Genomic DNA, 23,046 nt, shown 5'->3' with positions numbered 1-23,046 from the left:
ACTTCCGCTGCCGGCTTCAGAATTAATACCATACCATGAGCAGGAGATTATTAGCATACTTTTTACTGGATACTTCAGGTTCTATGAACGGAGAGCCCATCCAGGCACTCAATAACGGATTTAACGGGCTGATAAGCATGCTCCGTGCAGATCCGCAGGCGATGGACAGTCTCCATCTGAGTGTGATTACTTTCGACCGGGAGGTTAAAAATATCATTCCATTAACAGATTTGGCCAGTTTTTACCCTATGGAAATCACCTGTCCCGACAGTGGACCCACCCATACCGGTGCAGCATTGGAAATGGTTTCAGAGTTGGTGAAAAAAGAACTGATCAGAGGTTCTTCGGATGAAAAAGAAGATTGGAGACCGTTACTTTTTATATTTACCGACGGAAAACCATCCGATATCCAGAAATACAGACAGATGATCCCTGTGATCAGAGATCTTGAATTTGGAGCTATCGTAGGCTGTGCTGCAGGTCCAAAAGCAGATGAACAGTTCCTGAAGGAGCTTACAGATCACGTGGTAAAACTGGATACCACCGATGCGATCACGCTTTCCTCATTTTTCAAATGGGTAAGTTCATCCATCACAATGGGAGGGAAATCGCAGGGAACGGGAGAAAGTACACCGTTGCCGCCGCCGCCATCTGAGCTTAATATTATTATCTAAATCACTTGTCTTACTATACATCATGAGAAGACTTCCCATTTATTTTTTAGTCGATGTCTCCGAATCTATGGTTGGAGAACCTATTGAGCAGGTACAGGAAGGTATTGCCAATATCATCAGAGATTTAAAGAAAGATCCGTATTCACTGGAAACGGTCTATATTTCCATTATAGGTTTCGCGGGAGAGGCTGAGGTCATTACACCGCTTCAGGATATTATAAGTTTTTATCCGCCGAAGATCCCGATTGGAAGTGGTACATCGCTGTCTCAGGGGCTTATTAAAGTGATGGACTGCATAGACCGGGATATTGTTAAAACAACTTACGATAGAAAAGGCGACTGGAAACCTATTGTTTTTCTTTTTACAGACGGCGTTCCTACCGACGATGCCACAAAAGCGATTGAAAGATGGAACAATAAATACCACGGGAAGTCCAATACGATCGCAGTGTCGATAGGAGAAAATACCAATTATAAACTGCTTGGGACATTGTCTGATAACGTTTTGCTGTTTAATAATTCTGATGAAAATTCCTATAAAGAGTTTTTCAAATGGGTGACAGATTCCATTAAAACAACCAGCCAGAGCGTTACCGAAGCCAATAAAGAAGGCATTAACCTTTCCAAGATCGATTCTATTATTCTCGAAAAAGTAGATCCTGAACTGGAGCAGAAATTTCCGGACAATAATTTTGTTGTTTTAAACGGGAAATGCTCAGAAACGGAGAAACTGTATTTAATGAAGTTTAAAAAGACATTCGCCGAATCAAGTATACCGGGAATGTCTACCAGATATTACAGACTGGATGGAGCTTATAAAATTGACGAAAAATCCTATTACAGGCTTTCCTCTTCCCAGAAAAATAATCTAAAAATCTCGATTGAAGAACTTCAGGGAGGTACATCGTGTCCTCACTGTGCCAATCCCATCGCATTGGCCACTTGCTCGTGTGGCGGAATTCACTGTCTGAAAGGAGAAGGGTACAACAAATGCCCATGGTGCGGAACTTCGGATTATTACGGATTTTCCAGCGAAGGATTTGATATTAACCGAACTTTGGGATAACGAAAGGATCCTATTGCCGAGACCCCACACAAAACCATGGAAAAAGCTCTTATTTACAGGGAAAAAGAAGAATTTAAAGAAGTTCATCTGGTGCTTAAAAATGCCAGTTCAAAGCAATTCTATGAATACTGTTTTGAGCTGGATGACTTTCCGAATATAAAGATTAAAAATATCGCTCATCTTCAGGAGACAGGACTTACCTTCGAAAACAACACAATATCCGGAATTCCGTATGTAAACAGTGTCCATGATCTGGATATTGAATTCTATCACATCCATGATGAAAACAGTACGGAGATCAAAAAAGTGCATCTGTTCATCAATGCTGACCCGAAAGACCTTTGGAAGAATATTCCATCCGACACCAATGATGTCTATCATAAACCTGATGAAATAGCTTACCTGGGGAAATTTCTGGATAAAAAAATCACCGTTGTTTCTAAAAGAGGACGTTCCCATGCTCATGAAGGAAAATTCAGAGATGATGATTTTGCCGTAAACGAACTTCCCGGAGGCTGGAATATTGTTTCCGTGGCAGATGGTGCCGGTTCTGCTGTTATGGCCAGAGAAGGTTCAAGACTGGCGGCAGTTTCAGTGAATAGTTTTTTCGATTCAGATGAAATTTTAAACAGAATCGAACAAAATATTGAAATCATTTACAATAGTTCTGATTCATCAAAAGAAACACGGGCCGAAGCTGGAGAAAACGTTTTAAAGCTTCTGTATAAAGGCATTCTTCATGTTTATGATGTTTTGGATCAAACGGCAACAGAGCATTCATTCTCGATAAAAGATTTCCACACGACACTGATTTTTGCCCTGACAAAAAAGTTTGACTTTGGTTATGTCATCCTCACTTTTGGTGTGGGAGACTGCCCGATCAACCTGATCAGTCCGGATTTTTCTGAAGTAAAGCTTCTGAACAAGATGGATGTTGGAGAATTTGGTGGCGGAACCCGTTTTATCACCATGAATGAGATCTTCAGCGATGATCCGGCATCAAGATTTGGAATCACCTGCGTAAATGATTTTTCCTATCTCGTACTGATGACGGATGGTATTTACGATCCTAAATTCATAACCGAAAACAAACTTGAAGATATCGACAGTTGGAAAGTATTCTTTAATGATCTGGCCGGAAACAATGATGACCGGACGAAAGTAGATTTTATTAACGATAACGACATTGACCAACAGCTTCTTACCTGGACCGATTTCTGGAGCCGCGGAAATCATGATGACAGAACCCTCGCCATAATCTATTAAACATGAAAAAAACCGTTACAGTTGCTTCTATTCTGGATAACTCAAAATCCTATGAATATGTAGATGAAAGCCCCATCAGAGGCGGAGTGAAAGATGTCTATTTTTCGCCGGAAAGGGAATATGTGGTAGCATTTTACCGGACTCCTCTGGATGCCGGACAGAAAGAGCGTATCATGAGGATTGTTTCCACTTATCTCGGAAATATACAGAACGGAAATTCATCTGATTATTTTCTGAATGAAATTTTCAGATGGCCGTATGATATCGTAGAAAAAAATAAACTGACGGGAATTGTGGTTCCCGTTTACCATAAAAAATTCTTCTTTGCGAAAGGGTATATCGGATCAGATAATATTCAGGGTCAGGATAAAGTCGGGAAATGGTTCACGGCTCCAATGTTCAGGAATCAACAGTATCCGCTGAGACTTGATCATTCGGAACTTGGGGATTGGCTGAGCTATTTTCAGATCACCATCAATATCAGCCGGGGTGTGAAAAAGCTTCACCAAATGGGATTGGCGCATTCCGATCTTTCCTACAACAATATTCTGATAGATCCTGTTACGAAATCTGCCTGTATCATTGATATAGACGGATTGGTTGTTCCCAAGCTTTTCCCGCCGGAAGTTATCGGGACGGCGGACTTTATTGCTCCCGAGGTTTTAAAGACCAAACACCTGAGTATGCAGGATCCGGGACGGCATCTGCCCAACCAGAAAACGGATCTTCATGCTTTGGCAGTGCTGATTTATATGTACCTGTTCAGAAGACATCCTTTGAGAGGTGGAAAAATATGGGATCTGGATTCCGAGAAGGATGAAGTGATTTCTATGGGTGAAAAAGCTTTATTCATAGAACATTTCAGGGACCCATCCAACCAGGTGAAAGCGGATCATCTCAGAAAATGGGATGCATTCTGGGGCGATCCTCAGAAAATTCCTTTTACGGCTGCGGGTCCTTATCTTTCCGAATTGTTTAGAAAAGCATTTATAGACGGGCTTCACGACCCGATTCGGCGTCCCACCGCCAATGAATGGGAAACCGCATTGTTAAAGACGGCCGATTTGATTCAGCCCTGTCACAATCCGGAATGTACCGAGAAATGGTATGTTTTCGACAACAGCAGCAACCCGAAATGTCCTTTCTGCGGAACAGCACACCGGGGAACGCTTCCTGTGCTTGATCTGTACTTTAAATTTGATGATGAGGTCTGGAAACCTGAAAACCACCGACTGATGGTTTATAACAACCAGTATTTATTCAAATGGCATGTGTCAAGAAAGGTCATCAGAAATGAAAATCTTACGATGCAGGATAAAATGCCTGTCGGATATTTTACTTTTCATGAAGGAAGATGGGTACTGGTGAATCAAAGTCTGAGTTCGATGAAAGATGTGACGGAACAAAAAGAGATTCCACCCGGATCTATGGTGGAACTGACGGATGGTAAGAAAATACTTCTGTCTGCTGAAGAAGGCGGAAGACTGATTTTTGTTACTTTGGCAAATCAATCGTAATTTATGGCTTATATTCTTTTTTTACCACAGATTGCACAGATTTTCACAGATGTTTGCGCATATTATCCAGTATAAAAATCTTTAATTTTTGAGAACTTATGTGTACTTCTTATCCACCAAGTATTTACCTTAAAAATCACTTAAGTGTTTAAAATCTTTTGTGACTTTTGTGGTTGAAAAAATTAGGTGAATACGGTCTTCAGAAACCTCTTTAAAACTCCATAAAAAAAGAATGTTCATCCTCATCCACAGTCTTAAACCCCAGACTTGTATATAAATGCTGAGCCTTATTGGTTTTTAGGACGCTTAAGGCTACTGTCTTCCCCTCTTCGGAAGCTTCCTTCAGAATATCTGTTAAAATCGTTTTTCCAAGTCCTTTACCCTGTTGATTGGGGTCTATCTGCAGTTGCAGCACTTCTGTTTTATCATCAGCTTTGTTGATCTTCAGTAATCCGGCTGGTTCATTGTTTAGAAGAATGATATGAGCCTTGTCAAACTGATATTGGATTCTCTGAAGCGTTGTTTCCTTGTCCGTAGGAAGGTTAGAATCTGTGTAATGCGGATTCATGGTTTTTATTCTTAGATCAAGAAGGTAATCGATATCGTTTTCTGAGGCTTTTCTGTAGGTGATCGTCGTGTTCATAGGTTGTTGATGAGATCTGATTTTTGAGCCGGATCGTTGTTATCCGCCAAGAATTAATAGGAATCTAAGATAACGATTCTTGGATTTTTTTCTGCATCAATTCTCAGTTTCATTTCAATGGACTGTTTAAAAAAAGCATAGGCATAGTAGATGGTCTGTGCATAAGGACCCTTTTCATCAGAGGAACAGTCTTTTATAAAATCACATTCACTTTCAATTTCTTTGAACATGATCAGATTGTTCTGATGGTCTGCCGTTATACTCCGGATGATGTCCTCTTCACTTTTTGTAAAGTCATATTCATAACCGTCCATTTTTCTATCCAGGATCATTTTCATCAGCAGGATCATATAATCATTGAATTTTAAAAAATCTGTTGAATCTATATTAACGCCGCCGTCACTATGCTTTAATCCATAATTCTCCAGTTCGTAGATAGGGAAATAATGCGTGTAGTTCCCATATTGGAACATATAGCTGGTGCAAACCGTTGAGGTAGGAAGCTCATACAACAGGCTAAGTCCATAATGGTCATACAATTCCTCTAATTTTTTTTCTCTTGTGGCATAATCGCTCCCTGTAGAGTCTGAATACGCATCGTCGCTTAGAAAAAGATTAATCTCAAACAGTTCATCGGGCGTTATGGTATTGATGTCACTTCTGACCTTTTCCAGTACTTTTTCAAACGTGACATCATACGTACCTATTTCTTTTTTTCTGCTTTCCAGAAAGGTTTTAAATGTTCTGGTGTGGAATCTTTTGTGCTGCAGATCCTCATAGAGACGGACAGATGCCTTCTCCTTATCAAACATATAAATTTCAGTATTTCTTCCCACGTAATTGTATGATCAGCTATTTCAAACCTATTTTCAGACCCATTTCCTTTTTCATATACAGTAGAACTTCTGCATTTCCTCTGGCATCGTCTACAGGATGATGCGTGTGTTCTGTTTTACGGAGATGTTTCCATTGGGCAAAAGTGTCTTTTTCCAGCCCGCAATACAGGTCAGACAGCCTTCTTGATGAATAGCCGAAAGGATTTTTCCCGGTAAAATGATGAAAATACCAGCAGATAAACATCCAGTCGAAACAGTTATTGTCACTGATGAAAATAGGTCTTCCTTTGGAGTTTTTCTCAATCCATTCTTCAAATTCCAGCATGACTTCTTTGGGATCATCAAACTGCATCGTTTCTTCCCTGCTGAAGCCAGAAACAGCCAAAGCATCCGGATTGAATTTTTCCGAAATAGGTTTCAGTTTTCCGTAGAACGTAGTATCCAGTTCTTCATTCACAAGGACCGCTCCAAAACAGATCATTGAGAAATCTCCCGGAATCGGGCCATCCGATTCAATATCGACCATGATATAGCTCATCACTTTTATTTAATGAAACGAATATATTGAAAATTACCTCACGAATCTGAAGATTTAAACGAGTTCAAAAAAATCTCTTCTTCCGATTTTTACCTTTGTCTCTGGGAGTAATTCAATTTCTTCATCCGGATCTGTTATTTTGAGATGATTAATCTGAATGCCTCCACTTTGAATCATCCTTCGCACCGCTGATTTGCTGAGGTCACTTTTTAACTGACTGCAGAGTTCCACCAGTGTGATCAGGTTTTCTTTATGATGAAGTGAATCCAAAGAGATGGGTTCATAGATTTTCTCTTCGGAGTTTTTGCTCTGAAACTGAATGCTGAAAAATTCTTCTGCAAGCTCTGCTGCAGCATGATCATGGTATTGGGTGATGATATTCTTAGCGATCAGCTTCTTAATGTTCATTGGGTTTTCGCCGTTTTGTAATTTTAATTGTAAATCAGTCTTCTTCTCAGCAGAAAAATCTGAAGCAAGTTCAATAAATTCATCAATAAGCCTGTCCGGGATCGACATGGTTTTTCCAAACATATCATTAGGTTTATCCGTCAGTCCTATAATATTGTTCAGCGATTTGCTCATTTTTTCTTTACCGTCAAGACCTTTGAGCAGAGGCATACACATCACTACTTGTGCCGACATCTGATGGACTTCCTGAAGCTGCCTTCCCATCGTACAGTTGAAAAGCTGATCTGTTCCGCCCATCTCGATATCGCATTCAATCTGTACAGAATCGAAACCCTGAAGAATAGGGTAAACAAGTTCATGCATCGCAATCGGTGTATTTTCTGTAAACCTTTTATTGAAATCATTCCTGTGCATCAGTTGGGCTACGGTTACCTTTGACATCAGCTGAATGACCTCTGAGAAATTCAAGGCATCCAGCCAGTCGGAATTAAAGACAATTTTGGTTTTTTCCACATTAATAATCTTCGAGAGCTGATTGATATACGTCTGGGCATTATGATTAACATCTTCAACGCTTAACGGTTTTCTCGCCTTGTTTTTTCCTGTCGGATCACCAATTCTGGCCGTAAAACTTCCAACTACGATCACGATCTGATGTCCCAGTTCCTGAAACTGTTTCAGTTTTTTAAGCACCACCGCATGACCCAGATGTAGATCCGGAGCCGTAGGATCAAATCCCAGTTTGATTATTAACTTTCTGTTTTCCTGTTCAGCCTGTTTAAGTTTTTGTTCCAGACCGTTTTCCGGCAGGATGATGGCTGCATTTTCTTGTAATGTGTTGATCATAATAATTGAGTTTTTAAAACAAAAAAGCCCGGACAATGCTGTCCGGGCTCTATATATAAATTAGATTATTTCTTATTAAATCACAGATATAGAAAGTCTTCCCGAACGGTTCGCCGGGGAGTAATACTCACTGAAAAAAGGAAGACGCAATATGCTGTTTAAATGTTTCATTGATAATGTAAATATAAAAGCTTTTTGATGATAATCCAATATCTAAACCATTAAGACCTGCTGTAAAGTTCCATATCAGTTAGGATTTATAAAAAAACTTACTGTTCTTAACAGTTTATCGGTCCTAATGGTTTAAAATAAAGGTTTCAAAACAATTTTACTTACCGCTCTTGAAGCTAATTCCATGCCATAAATCCCTCATAAGCAAAATAAAGAATCGTTATAAATAATGTGTATTTAATGATTTTCTTGCTCAGTTTATAAGTCCTGAATAATAGAGGTCTGACGGTCTGTTTTGCTGCTGACTTTTCCATTTTTATTAATTTTAAAGGTTAAAAACCGGCTGTGAATAGGTATTTCTGATCTGTTCTTTCCAAATATCCACTTCCCCGGGAGATGCTTTATCCGCTTTATCAAAAAAGAAGTGTTGGATGATTTCAAAACCGCTGTACAGGAAAATTCCGTTGTCGGAAGTAAGGGTAAGTGCTTTGTCCATGCCCATCCGTTCATATTCCTCGTGAGATTTTCCGTGGGTATTGATAATGACTGCTTTTTTTCCTTTTAACAGCCCCTTCTGTACGCCCTGATCATATCGGTAGGCGAAACCATAACTGAAAACTCTGTCAATATACCCTTTGATGATGGCAGGCATTCCGGTCCACCAGATGGGGTAAATAAAAGTAATCTGTTCTGCCCAGGAAATATAATCCTGTTCTGTTTTTATGTCGTCTGCAATTTTCCCGGCAAACTGTCCCTGCATATCTTCCAGTGAGAAAACCGGATTAAATCCTATTTTGTTCAGATCTCTTATCTGTATATCGTGATGGTCTTTTTCCAGGCTTTCGATAACGGTTTGAAGTAAACGGTTGTTCAGGCTGTTTTCATTGGGATGTGCGTAAATGATTAAATGTCTCATCGTTTTTATTGTTTAAATTAATGAGACAAATGTAACGCAGCAGGAACTGCAAAAATTGTAAGAAAACGAAACGGAATCAATCTGATCCGGTGCGGCAGATATCCTTTTGAAACTTTATGTATTTAGAAGGAGAAATATTAATGAAATGTTTGAAATCATGGATGAGCTGGCTCTGATCATAATAACCACATTGGTCAATAACAGTGAACCATTCGATCTTGTTGCCACTTTCCTGTTCTTTTTCAATGAGGGTAATTGCTTTGAGAAAACGGCTGTATCGGGCGAGTTCTTTGGAAGAATACCCAAACTGTTCTTTCTGCTTCAGCTGGATATTTCTTTCGCTTTGGCGGGTCTGTTCAGCAATGGTTTTGACAGGGTTCAGGCTGATGTTTTCAAAATTGCTCAGCAGGCGGCTTGTTTCATCCTGATCCTGAAGATAAGGACGGCAGAATTCAAGAATATGAACGGTTTTTTCCTGTGGAGAGGTGAAGTCAGAGATCTGATGCCAGAGTTCCGTGAAACAATTGTCCTGCAAAAGTTCATCGGGATGAGTGCCCTGAGTGGAAATCATCGCTTTTCCGAAGAAGCGGTAAAAAGAATCGTCTTTAAAATTAGCCACCAGAATAGAACTCCCCGCGGGAAGTGTATAATCAAAGGCTTGCCGTACGGGTCCCAGCACAACACATTTGTCCACTTCAGCGATGGTGTTTTCCTGAGTGGTCATAAAAACATTCTCCCCGAAACAGAACAGCATAATCGTTTGATAGGAGGGAAGCAGGGTTTTCGTAACAGAATCGGAAGAGCTGTTTTCAGCAAAATAAAAATGCGTAAATACACTTTCAAATTCCTGAGGAACTGATATTTTGAGCTGATGATATTCCGGGTGTAATTCCTGCATGGAAAAGATTTTTTAATAAGTCAATGGTGAATTTTGCTTCGCAAGTGAATGGTGAATTTTAGTTTCGGGATGCGGGTTTCGTGGTTCAAACCAGGAACTACCTGTTACATCCACATACTTTCAACCCCAAATTCCCTACCTCCAAAACTCATAACTCATAATTTATAACTCATAACTCTAATTTAACTCTTTCTCCATTTTATAGTTGGTAAGATCAATCCCTTTTACATTGACGGTTTGTTCTTTGATGACTTTAAAACCCATTTTTTCAAAGAAAGGTCTGGCTGTTTTACTGACATCAGCAGCCAATGTTTTTTCTTTCCGTAAGGAGGCTTCCTGTTCGATAAAGGTATACATTTTCCGGGCAATTCCCTGGTTTTGAAAATCCTTATGAACGAAAAGAAGATCAATATAATTTCCCTGATCGAGGGTGCAAAACCCTGCCATTTGACCATTTATTTTAGCTACGATAACCAATTGGCTATCTATTACCCTGAGCCATCTTTCTTCATTTTCCGCTCCGGATTTCCATGCATTGATCTGATCGCTGCTGTAATCGTTTTGGCAGACCGTCGTAATGGTATCTGTAAAAAGGGTGCGCATTTCTGTCAGGTCGCTGGAGTTGCCTTTTCTGATGATCATGGGTTAGCTGATATATTTTAGTTCGTAAAGTTTCTGTTGATCTTCCGTAAGTAATGGATAAAAAAGATTCATCTGAATCAATGCATAATGCTTTACTGCCTCTTCTTTGTTGAGTTTAAAAGAAAGGCTGTTGTGGATGAGCCAGTTGTCTGCAATAATGAAAATCTGTGTGGTGAGACTTCCCAGGATAAAATCCGGAATATCGTTTCTGAAAATATGGTCTTTCTGAAAACCTTTGAAAATTTCCCTGAATTCATCTTTTCTGGTGATGTTAATAGATTCATACTGTGATTCTATGACCGGAATTTTTTTAAGAATATCAAAGAAATTCATGAAGATGAAGCGGAAAGAATAGAAAACCTCATAGGTTGAAAAAGTAAAGTGATACAGATCTTCCAGTGTTTTGCTTTCTATTTTCCGGAGATCATTCATTAAAACATCCATTTTAAGGATCAGTTCAGAAAAAAGGATCTTGATAATATCTTCCGAATGTTTAAAATGATAATGCAGATTCCCCGCACTGATGTTCAGGCCGGCTGCAATGTGCCTTGTCGTGATATTGTTGTAGCCGTTTTCATTGAATAACTCCAATGCTTTTGATAATATTTTATCCTTGGTTTTCATGATCCAAATATAAGAGACTTTAAATCATATTTCAAAATTAGAACATTTGTTCTAGATTTTATATCTTTGCCCTATAAAATCTACCGGGATGGAAGGGAAAGAAAAATTCAATTACGAAACTGCCGAAAACAGAGACTCCAAAAAAGGAAAAGAGGTACAGGAAACGCTGGTGAAAATCCTGCAGATCATCATTGGATTCATCATGGCCATATTTCATATGTGATGAAAAATAAAATTTCATACTGGTTTTTGCTGGGGCTTGCCATCTGGCTATTGATTATTTTTCTGAGAAAGAAAGGAATTATTATTCCGGTAATCAGCAATCATCTGACTGATTGTATCACAGTTCCCATGTACGCTTATCTCATAGAATATCTGATGAATAACATTCTGGGTTATCACTGGAAACCCGATTTTAAATTTATTCTGTCTTCAACATTATATCTTTCAATTTTGTTTGAAGTAATTTGTCCTTTGTTTTCGGAAAAATTTACAGGAGATATTTTTGATGTTCTGGCCTATATGGCAGGAGGAATTGTATATTATTTTTTCAGGAACAGATTATTGAGTTTTTTCAAGGGTGATAGAATTTAAAATATTCCTAAAGGTAAGATATTCAATGATCAGCCTTTCCTTTTCGAAATAATATTTCAAAGTATAAATTACGTCTCCGGAGCGAAATTCTATGGTATCCGGTTCTGCGCTATATTCGAAAGGAATATTACGGGTATTACAATGAAATAAAAGCATATTGTATCCGAAATCTATAGAAGTAATTTCATGGGTAGGAATTCCGGCTATTTTTCTTTGTTCCGGAGATTGTATGATGAATGCGTCTTCCAGATTTGTAGATAAAGAAACTGTTTTAAAATCAACAGCTTTCCATTTTCCAAATAGTTTTTTTCGTTGCTTTTCCGTTTCTTCAGCTTTTGATGCTGCTTTTTTCATATCATTCAGCTGGAAATCACTTCGAAGAAATCTTCCATAATAATCTTTTCCTTCTACAATAATCTTATTGGAATCTAAAACCTTTATTTGAAATAAGGCATTGTCCCGGTCATAAATTTCCAATCCTTTTATCTGAAGATTCTTATTGAGCAGATATTTTTTACCCCAATAGGTTGTACGTGCCGCCTTACCGTCCTCAAAATGCATAAATTCCCGCCAATGATCGTTGTCTTTGGTGACCAATGAATCTGATAGCCACTCACCGTTGAAAAAATCAGGTTTGTAGTCTTTATAGCAGGAGACCAGCAGAAATCCTGTACAAATCAGGAAACTGCCGGTCAATATTTTTTGTAGCAGCATGGTTAAAATGTATCTGCTTCTAAATTATAAAATAAAGTTTAATTTCCTCCGCCTGCCCGCTTGGATTCTTCAAATTTTACTTCTTTCGTAGCTCCTTTTACATTATTGTTCCCGAATTTATACGTTACGGAAAGATAGAGGTTTCGGGTAATGCCTTTATTATAATATTCTACGTCATAATTCGGATAATATTCTATTCCCTTATTTCGGTTGGTATTCAGAATATCATTCACATACAGGTTGATCAGGAGCTTTTTCTCCATCAGGTTCAGTTTCATTCCGGTATAAACGGAGGTATTGGCAAAATAATAGGTATTTCCGTCTCTGTTCGGGAGATTGCTCCAAAGTCCCAGCATTAAAGTAAAGGTCTTGCTTTTATTCAGGAAGAAATTGTTGTCAACATTGAAATTGGCGCTGTATCCCTTTGGTGCAGCTATTGCCGTTGGATCGTAAGATTTTGTTTTGGAATAAAAAGCATTTACAAAAACATTGGATTCCAGCCATTTCAGTTTGTTGTAGTTATAGCTGATGTTGATCCCGGTCTGATCTTCATTAAAGAAATTTTTCACAATACTGTATTTCGATTTTCCTTCCACTACCTGAATTCTGTCCCAGTCATCTTTTGTTTTGTTGTAATATAAAGTGACATTGAAATTATTATTTAAAACATATCCGAACTCCATATTATCCGAGAACGACGGCAGCAGATAAGGATTTCCCGTACTGTATTCAAATTCCGAAACATAGAATTTAAAAGGATTCAGATTTCCAAAATACGGTCTTGAAATTCTTCTTGAATAATTCAGGGAAAACGCGTGATTTTCGTTCGGTTTATAACTGATGTAGGCAGTAGGGAATAGTTTTCCGTATTTGATTTTCGCGGAAGAATCATCATTCATGGAAATTCCTTCCAGGGTTGTATATTCGTAACGAAGCCCTGCTTTGGCGTCCCACTTGTCATTGATCTTAAAATTAGCAGATGCATAGGCTGCGTAGTTCTGTTCGTTGTAAAAGAAAGTATTTGTTCTTTTTGTATTAAGAATATACTGGTCATTCTCAATATTGAAGAAATTAAATTCAGAATCATTTTTGATCTTCGTATACTTAAGTCCTGCTTCTGTTTTAATCTTACCGAAATTCTTCTCAAGATCTGCCTGACCGGAATAAATTCTGTACTCACTCACCGGATTCGCAAAAGTAGAAACGATGTCCGAAGTAATGGTATTGTAAAAATTTCTCGCATTGGAATTATTGAGCATCATATTCGCTGTTAAACTCAGCTTGCTTCCCGAAGAATCAATTTTCACATCATAAAACGCACTCGCATTATGAATATTTCTGCGGTTTCTGTTATTGAAATTTGACGCGACATCCAGATAGCCTTCCTTGTCAAAGATACTGGCTTTGCTTTCACCCCTTTCGATCGGGTTACTGAACGAATAGTTGTAATTGAATCCTACCAGATTTTTATCATTGATTTTATATTCACCCTTTAAGCCACCTCCTTTATAGCGGTAATTGTTTGTATTGATACTGTTTGTTTTCCAGTAATTGTTGTCCGTAGTTCCGGTAAGATAGTTATAAGAACGGTTTTCCCAATAATTGTCACCGATAGATAAATTGCTCGTAATAGAAAGTTTTTCTCCCTGGTAATTAAAAGTAGCACCACTTCTGGTCGATGTTGTGGGTCTTCCCCAATAAGAACTGCCGGAAGTCTGAATAGAGCCGTTCCAGCCCAGACTCGAATTTTTCTTAAGGACAATATTGATCAATCCACTTTTTCCCTCCGCTTCATATTTGGCTGGCGGTGTGGTGATCACTTCGATCTTTAAAATATCGTCTGAACGGATGGTTTTCAAATAATTGATAAGTTCCTGACCATTCAGATTTAAAAGTCTGTCGTTGATCATCACAGCGACATTGCTTTTTCCGGCGATACTGATCGCATCATCCGTGGCACGAACCATTGGCGTTTTTGCAAGTGCTTCCACAGCATCAATTCCCTGTGAGGCTACAGAATTTTCTACATTGAAGACCAATCGGTCCACCTTTCTTTCAAATAATTTTTTTCTGGCAGTAAGAGTAACGCCTTCCAGTTTTTGTTCTACCGGAGCTTCTTTCAGTTGAATGTCTTTTTTCGAATTTCCTTTTACAGTAATATTCTCACTGTTGGTTTTTATCCCGTCTTTAATGATTTCAAGAATATAGTTTCCGTCTTCTTTTAAGGGAATTTTAAACATCCCGTTCTCGTCTGTGATCGCAGAAAATTTGGTGTCCGCTTTTGTAAGGAGGATTTCAGTTTCCGTGGCTGGTTTGTTTTGCAGGTCGGTAACTTTTCCCTCTATGCTTTGCGCGAAAAAGTATGTTGATGAGACAAGGCTTAATAGAAGGAAAATCTTTCGGTTCATGGTTTGCTTTTCATATATAACAGCCCATCAACCGGTGGCATTACATCACAGCTGCATCTTTACTGATCTTCAGAAAATATATTCATACAAGAAATGACAGGGAAAAATATGTAAACGAAGGAGAACCAGCCGTCTAATGATCAAGTTTAATGATAGATCCTTTATAATATTTCGTCAGATCATAAAGTTCTCCGAAATAATGCTGCAGTACAAGATCATTATTTTGACCGGAGCCTTTTGCATGGAATTGCTCTTCTGCAAGGGCATACAAAGCCGGATGTTCCGTTTTTAAGTAATGGGAAAGTACCGCACAGCTTCCTTTTTCTTTAAGCGCAATGTCTGTAAAAAATAAACCATAAATCAGAAACTGATTGAAATTTTGAGAATTCACCCTGAAATCAAGCTTCTGTTTGGAATATTTCTCGTAATCGGAAAGGATTTCCTGGAAAGAATGTACATTTTCTTCTTTCGGGATTTCGTAGAAAAGATCGAGACCATGGATGAACAGCTGGGTTTTAGCTTCTTCTCTATCTGTTGGGTAAGCATTACTGAACCACGTGAAAATACTTGAAAGCTCTTCTTTGGAAAGCTCTTCCACAGAATCTTTGACTTTATTTTTGATAATTTCTAGGCTTACTTTGGCATCAGCCTGAAGAAAACTAAGGACCTTTTCTTCCTCACGGCAGAGTTTATTGTACAAATTGATTTTAGCAATATTCGGATTCGTTTTGATGAAATAAAGTTCTTCTGCCATTGCTTGATACCACATGATCTTTTCCAAAATGGTACCTAAAGATACGAAATATGTAGCGATTAAAATCAAAAATATTATGCAGCGAATGACGAATCATTTTTTGATGGTTTCATGAAGCGCAATCCGGTTTCCTTCAGAATCTTCAAATTCTGAGACTGCAAATCCATACTTTTCATTGATTTTTCTAGGATAGAGTATTTTCCCTCCATTCTGAAGCACCTTAGCTAAAGATTGATCCATATTTTCTGTTTTAAAATAGATAATAATTCCATCTTTTGTTGGTTGGTAAACATCGCCTTTCGCTAGAGCACCAGTGATACCGCTGCTTTTTTCTTCAAAGGGAAATAAAGACATTTCATAACCGTCAATATCTTCTTTTTCAAAACTGAAATTAAAAACATTTGTATAAAACTGCTCAGCACGTTTCATATCAGTGACAGGAATTTCGAAATAGACAACGGGATTAGAAGGAGTCATATTTTTTTCTTTTGGAGTACAGGATAATAGGAGTAAAAGGATAATAGTACCATATAGAAATCGTACAAACGGAACTTTTTTATTCTTAATCATTTTTTTCATTAACATTCATACAATGTAGAGGCATAAAATATTCAACAGGAATGGGCTTTAGCCCTTTCCGCATATTTTGAAAGGGTACATAAAATTATGTAGATATTTTTAAACTGGAAAGAAAATATTGATACTAAAACATGATAATATTCAATAGGGATGGGCTTTAGCCCATTCAACAAAAAAATCAATACCATTTGGCTTTAGCCAAAACCTAAATACCCTCTCAATTCGAAGCGATGTATGAAAAGATAAAAAATAGATAGACTTATCTATTTTTTATCTACCTTTGTAAAAATTTTCGGGATGAAAAAAGAAAAAGTACAGGAAAGAATCATCAGGGTGGCTTCGGATCTGTTTTACAGACAGGGCTTCAATTCAACGGGAATCAACCAGATCATTGCTGAGGCAGACATTGCGATCGGTTCACTGTACAATCATTTCTCATCCAAAAATGATCTTCTCCAGGCTTATCTTATCAAACAGGAAGTAGAATGGTTTAAAGGTTTTGAAGAACATTCTTCCAAAATTTCTGCTCCGGAAGAAAAAATACTTTCCCTGATAGATTACCGTAAAAAATTACAAAAATCATCAAAATTTGCAGGCTGTCATTTCATTAAAATCGTAGCCGAAGTAGGAGACAGCAGTCCTTCCGTTTCCGATTTTGCCAGACAGCACAAGGAAAAACAGAAAGAAATGATCCGAACAATGGTCAATGAATATGCCAAAAATAAAAAGGATATCGATACAGATATATTCACAGAACAAATTTTTCTTTTGATAGAAGGTGCTGTGGTCACTTCTACGATCAATAAGAATACAGATTCTTTTGATCAGATCCAAAAAATGATTAAGGCACAGTTGTCTTAATTTTTTTTTCAATTAAAAATAGATATATCTATCTAAAAATGAATGCTAAATATTTGAAATTGGTCGTGATATTATCCGGTCAACTGTTGACGATTATGGATATCTTCATCATCAATGTATCCATTCCGTCTATACAGCGTGACCTTCATGCTTCCAACGGAGAAATGCAGCTGATGATTGCTTCTTACCTTATTGGCTTTGCTTCATTCCTGATCACAGGCGGAAGGTTGGGTGATCTGTATGGGAGAAAAAAGACCTTCATGATCGGGTTGGTATTTTTTATGCTGAGCTCGGTGGCGTGTGGAATTTCGGTGGGACCGGAAATTCTCGTGATTTCCCGTTTTATTCAGGGAATCAGTGCTGCGATGATGTCTCCGCAGGTACTGTCGATGATACAGGTTCTGTTTACAACCCATGAAGAAAGAACAAAAGCGATGGGTTGGTATGGAATTACCATTGGAGCGGGAACCATTTCAGGTCAGTTTCTGGGCGGTTATTTTTCGTCAGTAACATGGATGGAAGAATCGTGGCGGCTGATCTTTCTGATCAATATTCCGGTATGTCTGCTGGCTCTGCTTTTCAGCAAAAGAATATTAAACGAATCTAAAATCTCAGTGGAAAAAAAGACTTTTGATTTCTTTGGAGTAGCCATATTGGTTTCCGGGCTCTTCTGTTTTACGTATGCACTTACCCTATCCGAGCATCAGGGAATTCAGGTCAAAAGCATAGTATTAGCTATGATTTCAATATTTATTTTAATCTATTTTGTCAAAAACCAAAAGATGAGGTTAATGCATGGGAAATCTTATCTGATGGATTTTACTTTATTCAGTTATAAAAATTTCAATCTTGGAATAATCGCCGTTTCTTTTTTCTTCATTATGCTCGATTCTTATTTTTATATTCTTTCCCTTTTTTTCCAGGATGGGCTGCAGATTGGATCAATGGCTGCTGGAGAAATCATTGTTTTTCAGGGCCTCGGTTTTATTCTGGCTTCTGTGTTTTCCACGAGATTTATTTTAAGATACGGTAAAAAGTTTTTAATAACTGGATTGGTTTTGATTATGACGGTTCTGATCCTGCAGATCATTTTAATTGATCAGGAAACACCATTTTTTGTCTTCTTTTTTTTGCTTTTTTTCCACGGAATCGGTGTGGGCTCCATTATCCCTTCACTGGCGAATATTGCTCTGTCCGGACTGCCATCAACATTGGCGGGAAATGCTTCAGGAGTCTACAATACCTTTGTGCAGGCAGCTGCCATTGTTGGAATTATTGTGGTGGGAAGTATTTTCTATTATTTTCTCGGAACAAAACCTACATCACAAAACTATCACCAGGCTTTTTCGGTTGCTTTGGCTGTGAATATTATATGTCTAATCATTGTTCTGTTTTCGGTTGGAAAAGTTCCGGAGCACATACTTCCTACAACAAAACGAAAAAATTCTAAGTTTTAAATTAATGTCCTTAAGTAACTTCCATCCTCCCTCTTCCAGCTTCCCTCTCCATACTATTTCAAATGCTTTTCTATGACCGTTTCCAGCGTTTCCTGCCCGCCCAGTTCTTTTGAAACGATTTTTCCGTTTCGATCTATTACGATGAACAACGGATATCCTCCGGCATTGAGCTTTTTAGTGAATTCTTTTGTGGTGTCAAAATAGCTTTGCCAGGTGACCTTATTTTCTTTGAATATTGTATTGGCCAGATCCATTCTCTGCTGGGTTTTATCGTCTGCTACACTGATGAAATTAACGCCTTTGTCCTTATATTTTTCATACAGTTTAACAAGCTTCGGAAGCTCTTGAATACACGGTTTGCAGCTGGTAGACCAATAGTCGATCAGGGTGAGTTTATAATCTGAGAAAGTTGCTTTCGTAATTTTACTCTCAGGACTGAAATCGATATCAGGGAAATTTCCTCCTACATCGGTTGAATTTTCAAGGATTAATATCTTTTCAAAATCCTTAAAACAAGACGAAGCTTTTATCTTTTTTGAAAATAACGGAAGGTCTGCCAGGTAATTTTTATGAAAACCATACTTTGAAAAAGCATCTATAATTTCCCAAAATGCAGGATACGATTCCGGATTTTTTTTGATGTATGCCTTCAACAGTTTTTCTTTATTCTCAAGGTCTGCAGGATTATTTTGTTCAAAAGGTTTGAGTTTTTCGTCTGCCTGTTGAAGATATTCCTTAAGTTTCTTATAATCGTTATTGATAACCGCATCCGGAGGTAAAATCAGAGCTAAATTTTTGTCAGCCACCTGAATGTTTAAATTTCCTTTTTCAATGAAGAACATATTAGACTGCCGGAATCCTTTCTTATCTTCTTTTTGCCCCATCATGATCATCGGCATCGGGCAGGGAACGGTTCCACCGATGGTATTATCCTGAGGCTGGATTTTAATGAGTGCTCCCTTTGAATTTCCAATAGATTTAACGTTTTTATTATCCGCATTTAAGTTCAGACTGTACACTGAAATAATGTTTCTTGAAGTAGGCGGAGGTACCAACAGCAGAGAATCTTTTTCAAATGAAGGTGCTGTCAATTCAATAGTAAATTGCTGCTGTGAAAATGCTGAACTGCTTAGTAAAAATAACAAAATCTGTGAAATTCTTTTCATATCAAGGGATTGAATCATAAAGATATTACTTCATTATCCGATGTACAAATTTATTTGCTCTGTCAGGTCAGTGCGTGTATTTAAAGCTTGTGACTGAGATCAATAAAAAATATTAATTGGTTAAAATACGATCTATTTTGGTGATCAGAAAGTTCTCAGGCGAAAGGAAGAGATAAGAAATTTCATAATAAACATAGCCATACATAAACACAAAATGAATTTTAAACTCATAAGATGCAAGGTTCAGAATTTCAACAAAGTAATTGATGTAATTCATATCTTCTTTACCCATGTCATGATTATGAGCAATAAGACCATTAACGGCTGTTTTCGTTTCAGAGATGATTCTTGACCTGTTATCTATGTAAAAATCAATAAATTCTCCCAGACGCTGTTCAAAATCAATACGTTTGACATATTCGTTAGTGAAATCGTTCTCAAATCCGAAAACAGGACTTCGATTGGTCCCGGATAAGCCACTGTATAAGACATTATCAAGGCTTTCCCAGTTTTCTGTATTTTGTCTGAATTCAAAAGATCTCCCTTTAGGTGTTGTAATTTTCATTCGGTGGATTATTTTTTAACGGACTGCAATGCAATCTTTGCCATGTTTCTGGTGATCTCTGTCGGCGAATGGCAGTCACAGTTGCTCAATCCTATAACGTAAATATCTTCACCGGGAATATAGACGCCCATACTTTTAAATCCGAAAATACTTCCGCCATGCTCCCTGTCCGGGCTTCCGTTGATATCTTTCAGGTGCCATCCGTAGCCGTAAGTGAATTCTTCTCCGCTGTTCAGTTTGTATTTCTGGAATGCTTTTTTAGTTTCTGCCGGATTGAGAAGGATATTTTGGTTCAAAGCCTTCTGCCATTTCAGCAGATCATCTACCGTAGACATCAAAGAGCCGGATGAAAAAGGAACACTGAAGTTGATTACTGTTTTATTGACAAATCCATGTTCTTTCTGATGATATCCGTATGCTCTTTTTGGAATAACATGACGGTCTGTGGCATAGTAAGAATGCGTCATACCTGCTTTTTCAAAGATATTTTTTTTGATGAAATCTTCATACGTCTGTCCCGAAACCATTTCTATGATATATCCTAAAACCACATATCCCGAATTATTGTACTCAAATTTTTCTCCCGAGGCAAAATCTACAGGTTCGTTTTTGAAAAAATCAACCATCATTTCAGGCTTCATTTCTTTCTGGGCGATGGTGGATATTGTTTTCATCTTCGTAAAATCCTTAATTCCTGAAGTATGGGTCAGCAGATGATGGATGGTTATTTTATCCCCTGAAGGATAATCTTTGATGTATTTTGAAATCAGGTCGTTGACGTTCAGTTTTCCCTGCTGCTCAAGCATAAGAACCGCCACCGATGTAAACTGCTTAGTCATAGAACCGATCTGGAAAACGTTATCAGGAGTCATAGTCACATTCAGCTCCAGATTGGCTTTTCCAAAAGCTTTGCGGTAAATGGTTTTTCCTTTATGAGCAATCATAAATGCTCCTCCGGGCCCATTAGGATCATTGAATTCTGTGGTAATTAAACTGTCTATTTTCTTTTCCTGGAATTGTGCATCAATGGTACTGCAGAACAACAACAGAAACATTGAAAAAAGTTTTAGAGTAATCATGATTATTATTTTGTTATGCAAAGATATAAATAATTATCATTACTATGTTATGCTTTATAGTGATTCATTAAAAATAACTTTAAATCTGACTTTTAATCGATTAAAGGGAGTGGAGGAAGGAAGAAGGAGGGTGATAGTTACTCTTTGTCGTGTACTCTCTTGGGGATTACAATTTAATGAAGTAATTTGAAGGGCAGCAAGCTTTCTCTTTATCTTCCGTTTTTTATGACTTATTTTGTTCGGGTTGTTTTTAAGGTAAGTCCGGTTGAAATGATGGTCAGATCATAGGTTCCGTCGCTTTTTTTGGAAAATATGTAACCGTCTTCAGAATCCGGAGCATCGAAGAAAGAAGTTTGGGATTCCGGATAAATTTTTGTTTTTTCGCCGCTTTTATCAGTAATAGAGAGGAAATGGTTTTCTAAAGTGACCGTAAACGTCTGAGATGGGTCGAGATCCAATGCAAATTGTCCCGTATACTGTTTTAAAACATCATCAGAAACGGTAATGGCTTTTTTGTTGATTTCTTTGGGAACCGAGTAGGACTTGCCTTCCAAAAGACTAATGATATCATCTGTTACCTTCTGAAATGGCATATCGCTGAAATTAGCGGTGAAAATAAAAGTTACATTGGATCTTAAGTTCTGATAATAATAAGCTCTGTAACCGGGTCTTCCGCCAGCCTGAATGAGAAGACTGTCTTTAAACATTTTCAAAGCCTGATCCTTCTTCATATGTTCCCCCGAAAGAAGTTTTTTACTGAAAGCGTATAGATCGGCAGTTGTAGAATAATAATTACCCGTTTCAAACCTGTTGATACTGGTCTGGGAAATGGGAACTGTTTTACCTTCTTCGTTATAAAACCCGTAAGCGAAATTGGGTACCGAACGGGCTGAGTTAAATTCTCCTGTATTTTTGAGTTGGTATTTTTTTATAAGCTCGTTGTCAATAAAGTGTTGATATCCTTTTTCAGAGGATTTATCAATGATATAATGAAGAATGAAATAGCCCACATTGGAATAAAGAGTATTTGTTCCGGGCTCAAATTGTAATTTTTCTGATTTGGCCAGTTCAATGGTCTTTTCCAGGCTTACGTTTTCATATTTTTCATAATCCTTAATTTCTCTGGGAAGTCCGGACTGATGATACAGTAGATTTTCCACCGAAATTTTACTACCGTCAGGAAAATCAGGAATAAATTGATTGAGATGGTCTGATAATTTAATTTTCCCCTGCTCTGCAAGCTTCAGAATTCCATATTTTATAAAAACCTTAGAGACTGATGCAATAATAAACGTGCTTTTTTTGCTGACACTTAAACCGTCGGCTTTTCCCGGCATAGTATAGCTTTGATCCAAAAGGATTTTTCCATTTTGAGATACCAGCACATTCCCATTAAATTTCCTGAGAGCGGTTAATGCTGTAAAATATTCGTCCAGTTCCTTCGCGTATTTTCCGGTACTTTTCTGAGCAGAAATAGTCACTGAAAAAATAAAGAGTATGATAAAGACTATATGTTTCATAGGTTTACAATTTGGCAGAAATAATAGAATTCCTTAATGAGTTCGATTCTTTGCCAAAAAGTTACATTTCAATGATTTGAGTAGAAAATCACGCTCTTTATCTCTGATTCTGTTTCACCGCCTTAATCAGTTTTTCATTGCGTCGGTCTGCCCTTGCATTGTTTAATGATAAAGCGGCCCAGATAGCTGCAGGAAGCCAGCCAATCAAAGTGATCTGTAAAATAAGACAGACGATTCCGGTGAGAATTTTTCCACGGATCATAAAGGATAGAAAGGGAAGTAAAATCGCTAGTAACATGAGGTA

The 23,046-nt window shown here is 37.8% G+C and carries 26 protein-coding genes; 8 read left to right on the top strand and 18 right to left on the bottom strand.

The window, feature by feature from the left end:
* Positions 1-35: 35 nt before the first annotated feature.
* From BM143_RS06165 to BM143_RS06150, 4 genes are read left to right on the top strand one after another with little or no spacing between them, the layout of a single operon-like run.
* Positions 36-674, top strand: coding sequence for a vWA domain-containing protein (locus BM143_RS06165; RefSeq protein WP_034731558.1), 639 nt, complete (start codon positions 36-38; stop codon positions 672-674).
* A 22-nt stretch (positions 675-696) separates the two neighbouring features.
* Positions 697-1,740 (top strand): TerY-C metal binding domain-containing protein, encoded by a 1,044-nt coding sequence (locus tag BM143_RS06160; protein WP_090023694.1) that lies wholly within the window; start codon positions 697-699, stop codon positions 1,738-1,740.
* Between the two features lie 36 nt (positions 1,741-1,776).
* The gene (locus BM143_RS06155; protein WP_090023693.1) at positions 1,777-3,006 is read left to right on the top strand and encodes a PP2C family serine/threonine-protein phosphatase; all 1,230 of its coding nucleotides are present in this window, start codon (positions 1,777-1,779) and stop codon (positions 3,004-3,006) included.
* A 2-nt stretch (positions 3,007-3,008) separates the two neighbouring features.
* A complete protein-coding gene (locus BM143_RS06150; protein ID WP_090023692.1) occupies positions 3,009-4,523 on the top strand; it encodes a helix-hairpin-helix domain-containing protein in 1,515 nt (504 codons plus the stop codon).
* A 211-nt stretch (positions 4,524-4,734) separates the two neighbouring features.
* On the opposite strand, the gene BM143_RS06145 is transcribed toward BM143_RS06150, so the two are convergent.
* The 9 genes from BM143_RS06145 to BM143_RS06110 all read right to left on the bottom strand — a co-directional run bounded on the left by BM143_RS06145 (position 4,735) and on the right by BM143_RS06110 (position 11,045).
* The gene (locus BM143_RS06145) at positions 4,735-5,166 is read right to left on the bottom strand and encodes a GNAT family N-acetyltransferase (protein ID WP_090023691.1); all 432 of its coding nucleotides are present in this window, start codon (positions 5,164-5,166) and stop codon (positions 4,735-4,737) included.
* A gap of 53 nt (positions 5,167-5,219) precedes the next feature.
* Complete coding sequence (locus BM143_RS06140; RefSeq protein WP_139222000.1) at positions 5,220-5,978, bottom strand: hypothetical protein; 759 nt, start codon at positions 5,976-5,978, stop codon at positions 5,220-5,222.
* Positions 5,979-6,018: 40 nt separating this feature from the next.
* Positions 6,019-6,540: a 3'-5' exonuclease gene (locus tag BM143_RS06135; protein WP_090023689.1), complete on the bottom strand. Its 522-nt coding sequence runs from the start codon at positions 6,538-6,540 to the stop codon at positions 6,019-6,021.
* A 54-nt stretch (positions 6,541-6,594) separates the two neighbouring features.
* Positions 6,595-7,794, bottom strand: a complete 1,200-nt coding sequence (gene tyrS / locus BM143_RS06130; RefSeq protein ID WP_090023688.1) for a tyrosine--tRNA ligase — start codon at positions 7,792-7,794, stop codon at positions 6,595-6,597.
* Positions 7,795-8,141: 347 nt separating this feature from the next.
* Positions 8,142-8,279 carry a hypothetical protein gene (locus BM143_RS23920; protein WP_167375245.1) on the bottom strand — a complete coding sequence of 46 codons (138 nt, stop codon included), beginning with the start codon at positions 8,277-8,279 and terminating at the stop codon, positions 8,142-8,144.
* Between the two features lie 11 nt (positions 8,280-8,290).
* The gene (locus BM143_RS06125) at positions 8,291-8,881 is read right to left on the bottom strand and encodes an NAD(P)H-dependent oxidoreductase (RefSeq protein ID WP_090023687.1); all 591 of its coding nucleotides are present in this window, start codon (positions 8,879-8,881) and stop codon (positions 8,291-8,293) included.
* A 76-nt stretch (positions 8,882-8,957) separates the two neighbouring features.
* Positions 8,958-9,779, bottom strand: coding sequence for a helix-turn-helix domain-containing protein (locus BM143_RS06120; protein ID WP_090023686.1), 822 nt, complete (start codon positions 9,777-9,779; stop codon positions 8,958-8,960).
* A 177-nt stretch (positions 9,780-9,956) separates the two neighbouring features.
* A complete protein-coding gene (locus tag BM143_RS06115; RefSeq protein WP_090023685.1) occupies positions 9,957-10,421 on the bottom strand; it encodes a GNAT family N-acetyltransferase in 465 nt (154 codons plus the stop codon).
* A 3-nt stretch (positions 10,422-10,424) separates the two neighbouring features.
* Complete coding sequence (locus BM143_RS06110) at positions 10,425-11,045, bottom strand: TetR/AcrR family transcriptional regulator (RefSeq protein ID WP_090023684.1); 621 nt, start codon at positions 11,043-11,045, stop codon at positions 10,425-10,427.
* 88 nt (positions 11,046-11,133) lie between these two features.
* Here BM143_RS06110 and BM143_RS24235 point away from each other — a divergent pair, with 88 nt between their 5' ends.
* Positions 11,134-11,268: a hypothetical protein gene (locus BM143_RS24235; protein WP_262484247.1), complete on the top strand. Its 135-nt coding sequence runs from the start codon at positions 11,134-11,136 to the stop codon at positions 11,266-11,268.
* Complete coding sequence (locus BM143_RS06105) at positions 11,268-11,639, top strand: hypothetical protein (RefSeq protein ID WP_090023683.1); 372 nt, start codon at positions 11,268-11,270, stop codon at positions 11,637-11,639. Before BM143_RS24235 ends, BM143_RS06105 begins: the two co-directional genes overlap by 1 nt.
* Here BM143_RS06105 and BM143_RS06100 read toward each other — a convergent pair.
* From BM143_RS06100 to BM143_RS06085, 4 genes are all read right to left on the bottom strand, one after another.
* A complete protein-coding gene (locus BM143_RS06100; RefSeq protein ID WP_090023682.1) occupies positions 11,607-12,353 on the bottom strand; it encodes a hypothetical protein in 747 nt (248 codons plus the stop codon). The genes BM143_RS06105 and BM143_RS06100 overlap by 33 nt on opposite strands.
* A gap of 38 nt (positions 12,354-12,391) precedes the next feature.
* Positions 12,392-14,761, bottom strand: coding sequence for an outer membrane beta-barrel family protein (locus BM143_RS06095; protein ID WP_090023681.1), 2,370 nt, complete (start codon positions 14,759-14,761; stop codon positions 12,392-12,394).
* Between the two features lie 133 nt (positions 14,762-14,894).
* A complete protein-coding gene (locus BM143_RS06090; protein ID WP_090023895.1) occupies positions 14,895-15,515 on the bottom strand; it encodes a hypothetical protein in 621 nt (206 codons plus the stop codon).
* 93 nt (positions 15,516-15,608) lie between these two features.
* Positions 15,609-16,085: a VOC family protein gene (locus BM143_RS06085; RefSeq protein WP_228430697.1), complete on the bottom strand. Its 477-nt coding sequence runs from the start codon at positions 16,083-16,085 to the stop codon at positions 15,609-15,611.
* Positions 16,086-16,391: 306 nt separating this feature from the next.
* Here BM143_RS06085 and BM143_RS06080 point away from each other — a divergent pair, with 306 nt between their 5' ends.
* Together BM143_RS06080 and BM143_RS06075 are read left to right on the top strand one after the other, a co-directional pair.
* Positions 16,392-16,955: a TetR/AcrR family transcriptional regulator gene (locus BM143_RS06080; protein ID WP_090023679.1), complete on the top strand. Its 564-nt coding sequence runs from the start codon at positions 16,392-16,394 to the stop codon at positions 16,953-16,955.
* Between the two features lie 38 nt (positions 16,956-16,993).
* Positions 16,994-18,412 carry an MFS transporter gene (locus tag BM143_RS06075; protein ID WP_090023678.1) on the top strand — a complete coding sequence of 473 codons (1,419 nt, stop codon included), beginning with the start codon at positions 16,994-16,996 and terminating at the stop codon, positions 18,410-18,412.
* Between the two features lie 53 nt (positions 18,413-18,465).
* Here BM143_RS06075 and BM143_RS06070 read toward each other — a convergent pair whose 3' ends face one another.
* The 5 genes from BM143_RS06070 to BM143_RS06050 form a co-directional block, all read right to left on the bottom strand.
* Positions 18,466-19,578 carry a TlpA family protein disulfide reductase gene (locus BM143_RS06070; RefSeq protein WP_167375244.1) on the bottom strand — a complete coding sequence of 371 codons (1,113 nt, stop codon included), beginning with the start codon at positions 19,576-19,578 and terminating at the stop codon, positions 18,466-18,468.
* A gap of 112 nt (positions 19,579-19,690) precedes the next feature.
* Complete coding sequence (locus BM143_RS06065; RefSeq protein ID WP_090023676.1) at positions 19,691-20,143, bottom strand: hypothetical protein; 453 nt, start codon at positions 20,141-20,143, stop codon at positions 19,691-19,693.
* 8 nt (positions 20,144-20,151) lie between these two features.
* On the bottom strand, positions 20,152-21,222 hold the full coding sequence (locus tag BM143_RS06060) for a serine hydrolase domain-containing protein (RefSeq protein ID WP_090023675.1): 1,071 nt from the start codon (positions 21,220-21,222) through the stop codon (positions 20,152-20,154).
* A 230-nt stretch (positions 21,223-21,452) separates the two neighbouring features.
* Entirely contained in the window at positions 21,453-22,742 is a 1,290-nt protein-coding gene (locus tag BM143_RS06055) for a serine hydrolase domain-containing protein (protein ID WP_090023674.1), read from the bottom strand.
* 97 nt (positions 22,743-22,839) lie between these two features.
* Positions 22,840-23,040, bottom strand: coding sequence for a YqaE/Pmp3 family membrane protein (locus tag BM143_RS06050; RefSeq protein WP_047450067.1), 201 nt, complete (start codon positions 23,038-23,040; stop codon positions 22,840-22,842).
* Positions 23,041-23,046: the final 6 nt, after the last annotated feature.

Origin of the sequence: Chryseobacterium oleae (assembly GCF_900115055.1) — a bacterium.
Lineage (GTDB): Bacteria > Bacteroidota > Bacteroidia > Flavobacteriales > Weeksellaceae > Chryseobacterium > Chryseobacterium oleae.
This window is presented reverse-complemented; position numbering and strand designations above follow the sequence as displayed.

What these genes read in the sequence shown, in the direction of transcription:
- BM143_RS06065 (WP_090023676.1), bottom strand. Translation starts at nt 20,143, where the DNA reads ATGAAAATTACAACACCTAAAGGGAGATCTTTTGAATTCAGACAAAAT.
- BM143_RS06100 (WP_090023682.1), bottom strand. Translation starts at nt 12,353, where the DNA reads ATGCTGCTACAAAAAATATTGACCGGCAGTTTCCTGATTTGTACAGGA.
- BM143_RS23920 (WP_167375245.1), bottom strand. Translation starts at nt 8,279, where the DNA reads ATGGAAAAGTCAGCAGCAAAACAGACCGTCAGACCTCTATTATTCAGG.
- BM143_RS06070 (WP_167375244.1), bottom strand. Translation starts at nt 19,578, where the DNA reads ATGAAAAGAATTTCACAGATTTTGTTATTTTTACTAAGCAGTTCAGCA.
- BM143_RS06075 (WP_090023678.1), top strand. Translation starts at nt 16,994, where the DNA reads ATGAATGCTAAATATTTGAAATTGGTCGTGATATTATCCGGTCAACTG.
- BM143_RS06165 (WP_034731558.1), top strand. Translation starts at nt 36, where the DNA reads ATGAGCAGGAGATTATTAGCATACTTTTTACTGGATACTTCAGGTTCT.
- BM143_RS06105 (WP_090023683.1), top strand. Translation starts at nt 11,268, where the DNA reads ATGAAAAATAAAATTTCATACTGGTTTTTGCTGGGGCTTGCCATCTGG.
- BM143_RS06150 (WP_090023692.1), top strand. Translation starts at nt 3,009, where the DNA reads ATGAAAAAAACCGTTACAGTTGCTTCTATTCTGGATAACTCAAAATCC.
- BM143_RS06125 (WP_090023687.1), bottom strand. Translation starts at nt 8,881, where the DNA reads ATGAGACATTTAATCATTTACGCACATCCCAATGAAAACAGCCTGAAC.
- BM143_RS06140 (WP_139222000.1), bottom strand. Translation starts at nt 5,978, where the DNA reads ATGTTTGATAAGGAGAAGGCATCTGTCCGTCTCTATGAGGATCTGCAG.
- BM143_RS06080 (WP_090023679.1), top strand. Translation starts at nt 16,392, where the DNA reads ATGAAAAAAGAAAAAGTACAGGAAAGAATCATCAGGGTGGCTTCGGAT.
- BM143_RS24235 (WP_262484247.1), top strand. Translation starts at nt 11,134, where the DNA reads ATGGAAGGGAAAGAAAAATTCAATTACGAAACTGCCGAAAACAGAGAC.
- BM143_RS06160 (WP_090023694.1), top strand. Translation starts at nt 697, where the DNA reads ATGAGAAGACTTCCCATTTATTTTTTAGTCGATGTCTCCGAATCTATG.
- BM143_RS06145 (WP_090023691.1), bottom strand. Translation starts at nt 5,166, where the DNA reads ATGAACACGACGATCACCTACAGAAAAGCCTCAGAAAACGATATCGAT.
- BM143_RS06090 (WP_090023895.1), bottom strand. Translation starts at nt 15,515, where the DNA reads ATGGCAGAAGAACTTTATTTCATCAAAACGAATCCGAATATTGCTAAA.
- BM143_RS06060 (WP_090023675.1), bottom strand. Translation starts at nt 21,222, where the DNA reads ATGATTACTCTAAAACTTTTTTCAATGTTTCTGTTGTTGTTCTGCAGT.
- BM143_RS06085 (WP_228430697.1), bottom strand. Translation starts at nt 16,085, where the DNA reads ATGATTAAGAATAAAAAAGTTCCGTTTGTACGATTTCTATATGGTACT.
- BM143_RS06120 (WP_090023686.1), bottom strand. Translation starts at nt 9,779, where the DNA reads ATGCAGGAATTACACCCGGAATATCATCAGCTCAAAATATCAGTTCCT.
- BM143_RS06135 (WP_090023689.1), bottom strand. Translation starts at nt 6,540, where the DNA reads ATGAGCTATATCATGGTCGATATTGAATCGGATGGCCCGATTCCGGGA.
- tyrS (WP_090023688.1), bottom strand. Translation starts at nt 7,794, where the DNA reads ATGATCAACACATTACAAGAAAATGCAGCCATCATCCTGCCGGAAAAC.
- BM143_RS06115 (WP_090023685.1), bottom strand. Translation starts at nt 10,421, where the DNA reads ATGATCATCAGAAAAGGCAACTCCAGCGACCTGACAGAAATGCGCACC.
- BM143_RS06155 (WP_090023693.1), top strand. Translation starts at nt 1,777, where the DNA reads ATGGAAAAAGCTCTTATTTACAGGGAAAAAGAAGAATTTAAAGAAGTT.
- BM143_RS06095 (WP_090023681.1), bottom strand. Translation starts at nt 14,761, where the DNA reads ATGAACCGAAAGATTTTCCTTCTATTAAGCCTTGTCTCATCAACATAC.
- BM143_RS06055 (WP_090023674.1), bottom strand. Translation starts at nt 22,742, where the DNA reads ATGAAACATATAGTCTTTATCATACTCTTTATTTTTTCAGTGACTATT.
- BM143_RS06050 (WP_047450067.1), bottom strand. Translation starts at nt 23,040, where the DNA reads ATGTTACTAGCGATTTTACTTCCCTTTCTATCCTTTATGATCCGTGGA.
- BM143_RS06110 (WP_090023684.1), bottom strand. Translation starts at nt 11,045, where the DNA reads ATGAAAACCAAGGATAAAATATTATCAAAAGCATTGGAGTTATTCAAT.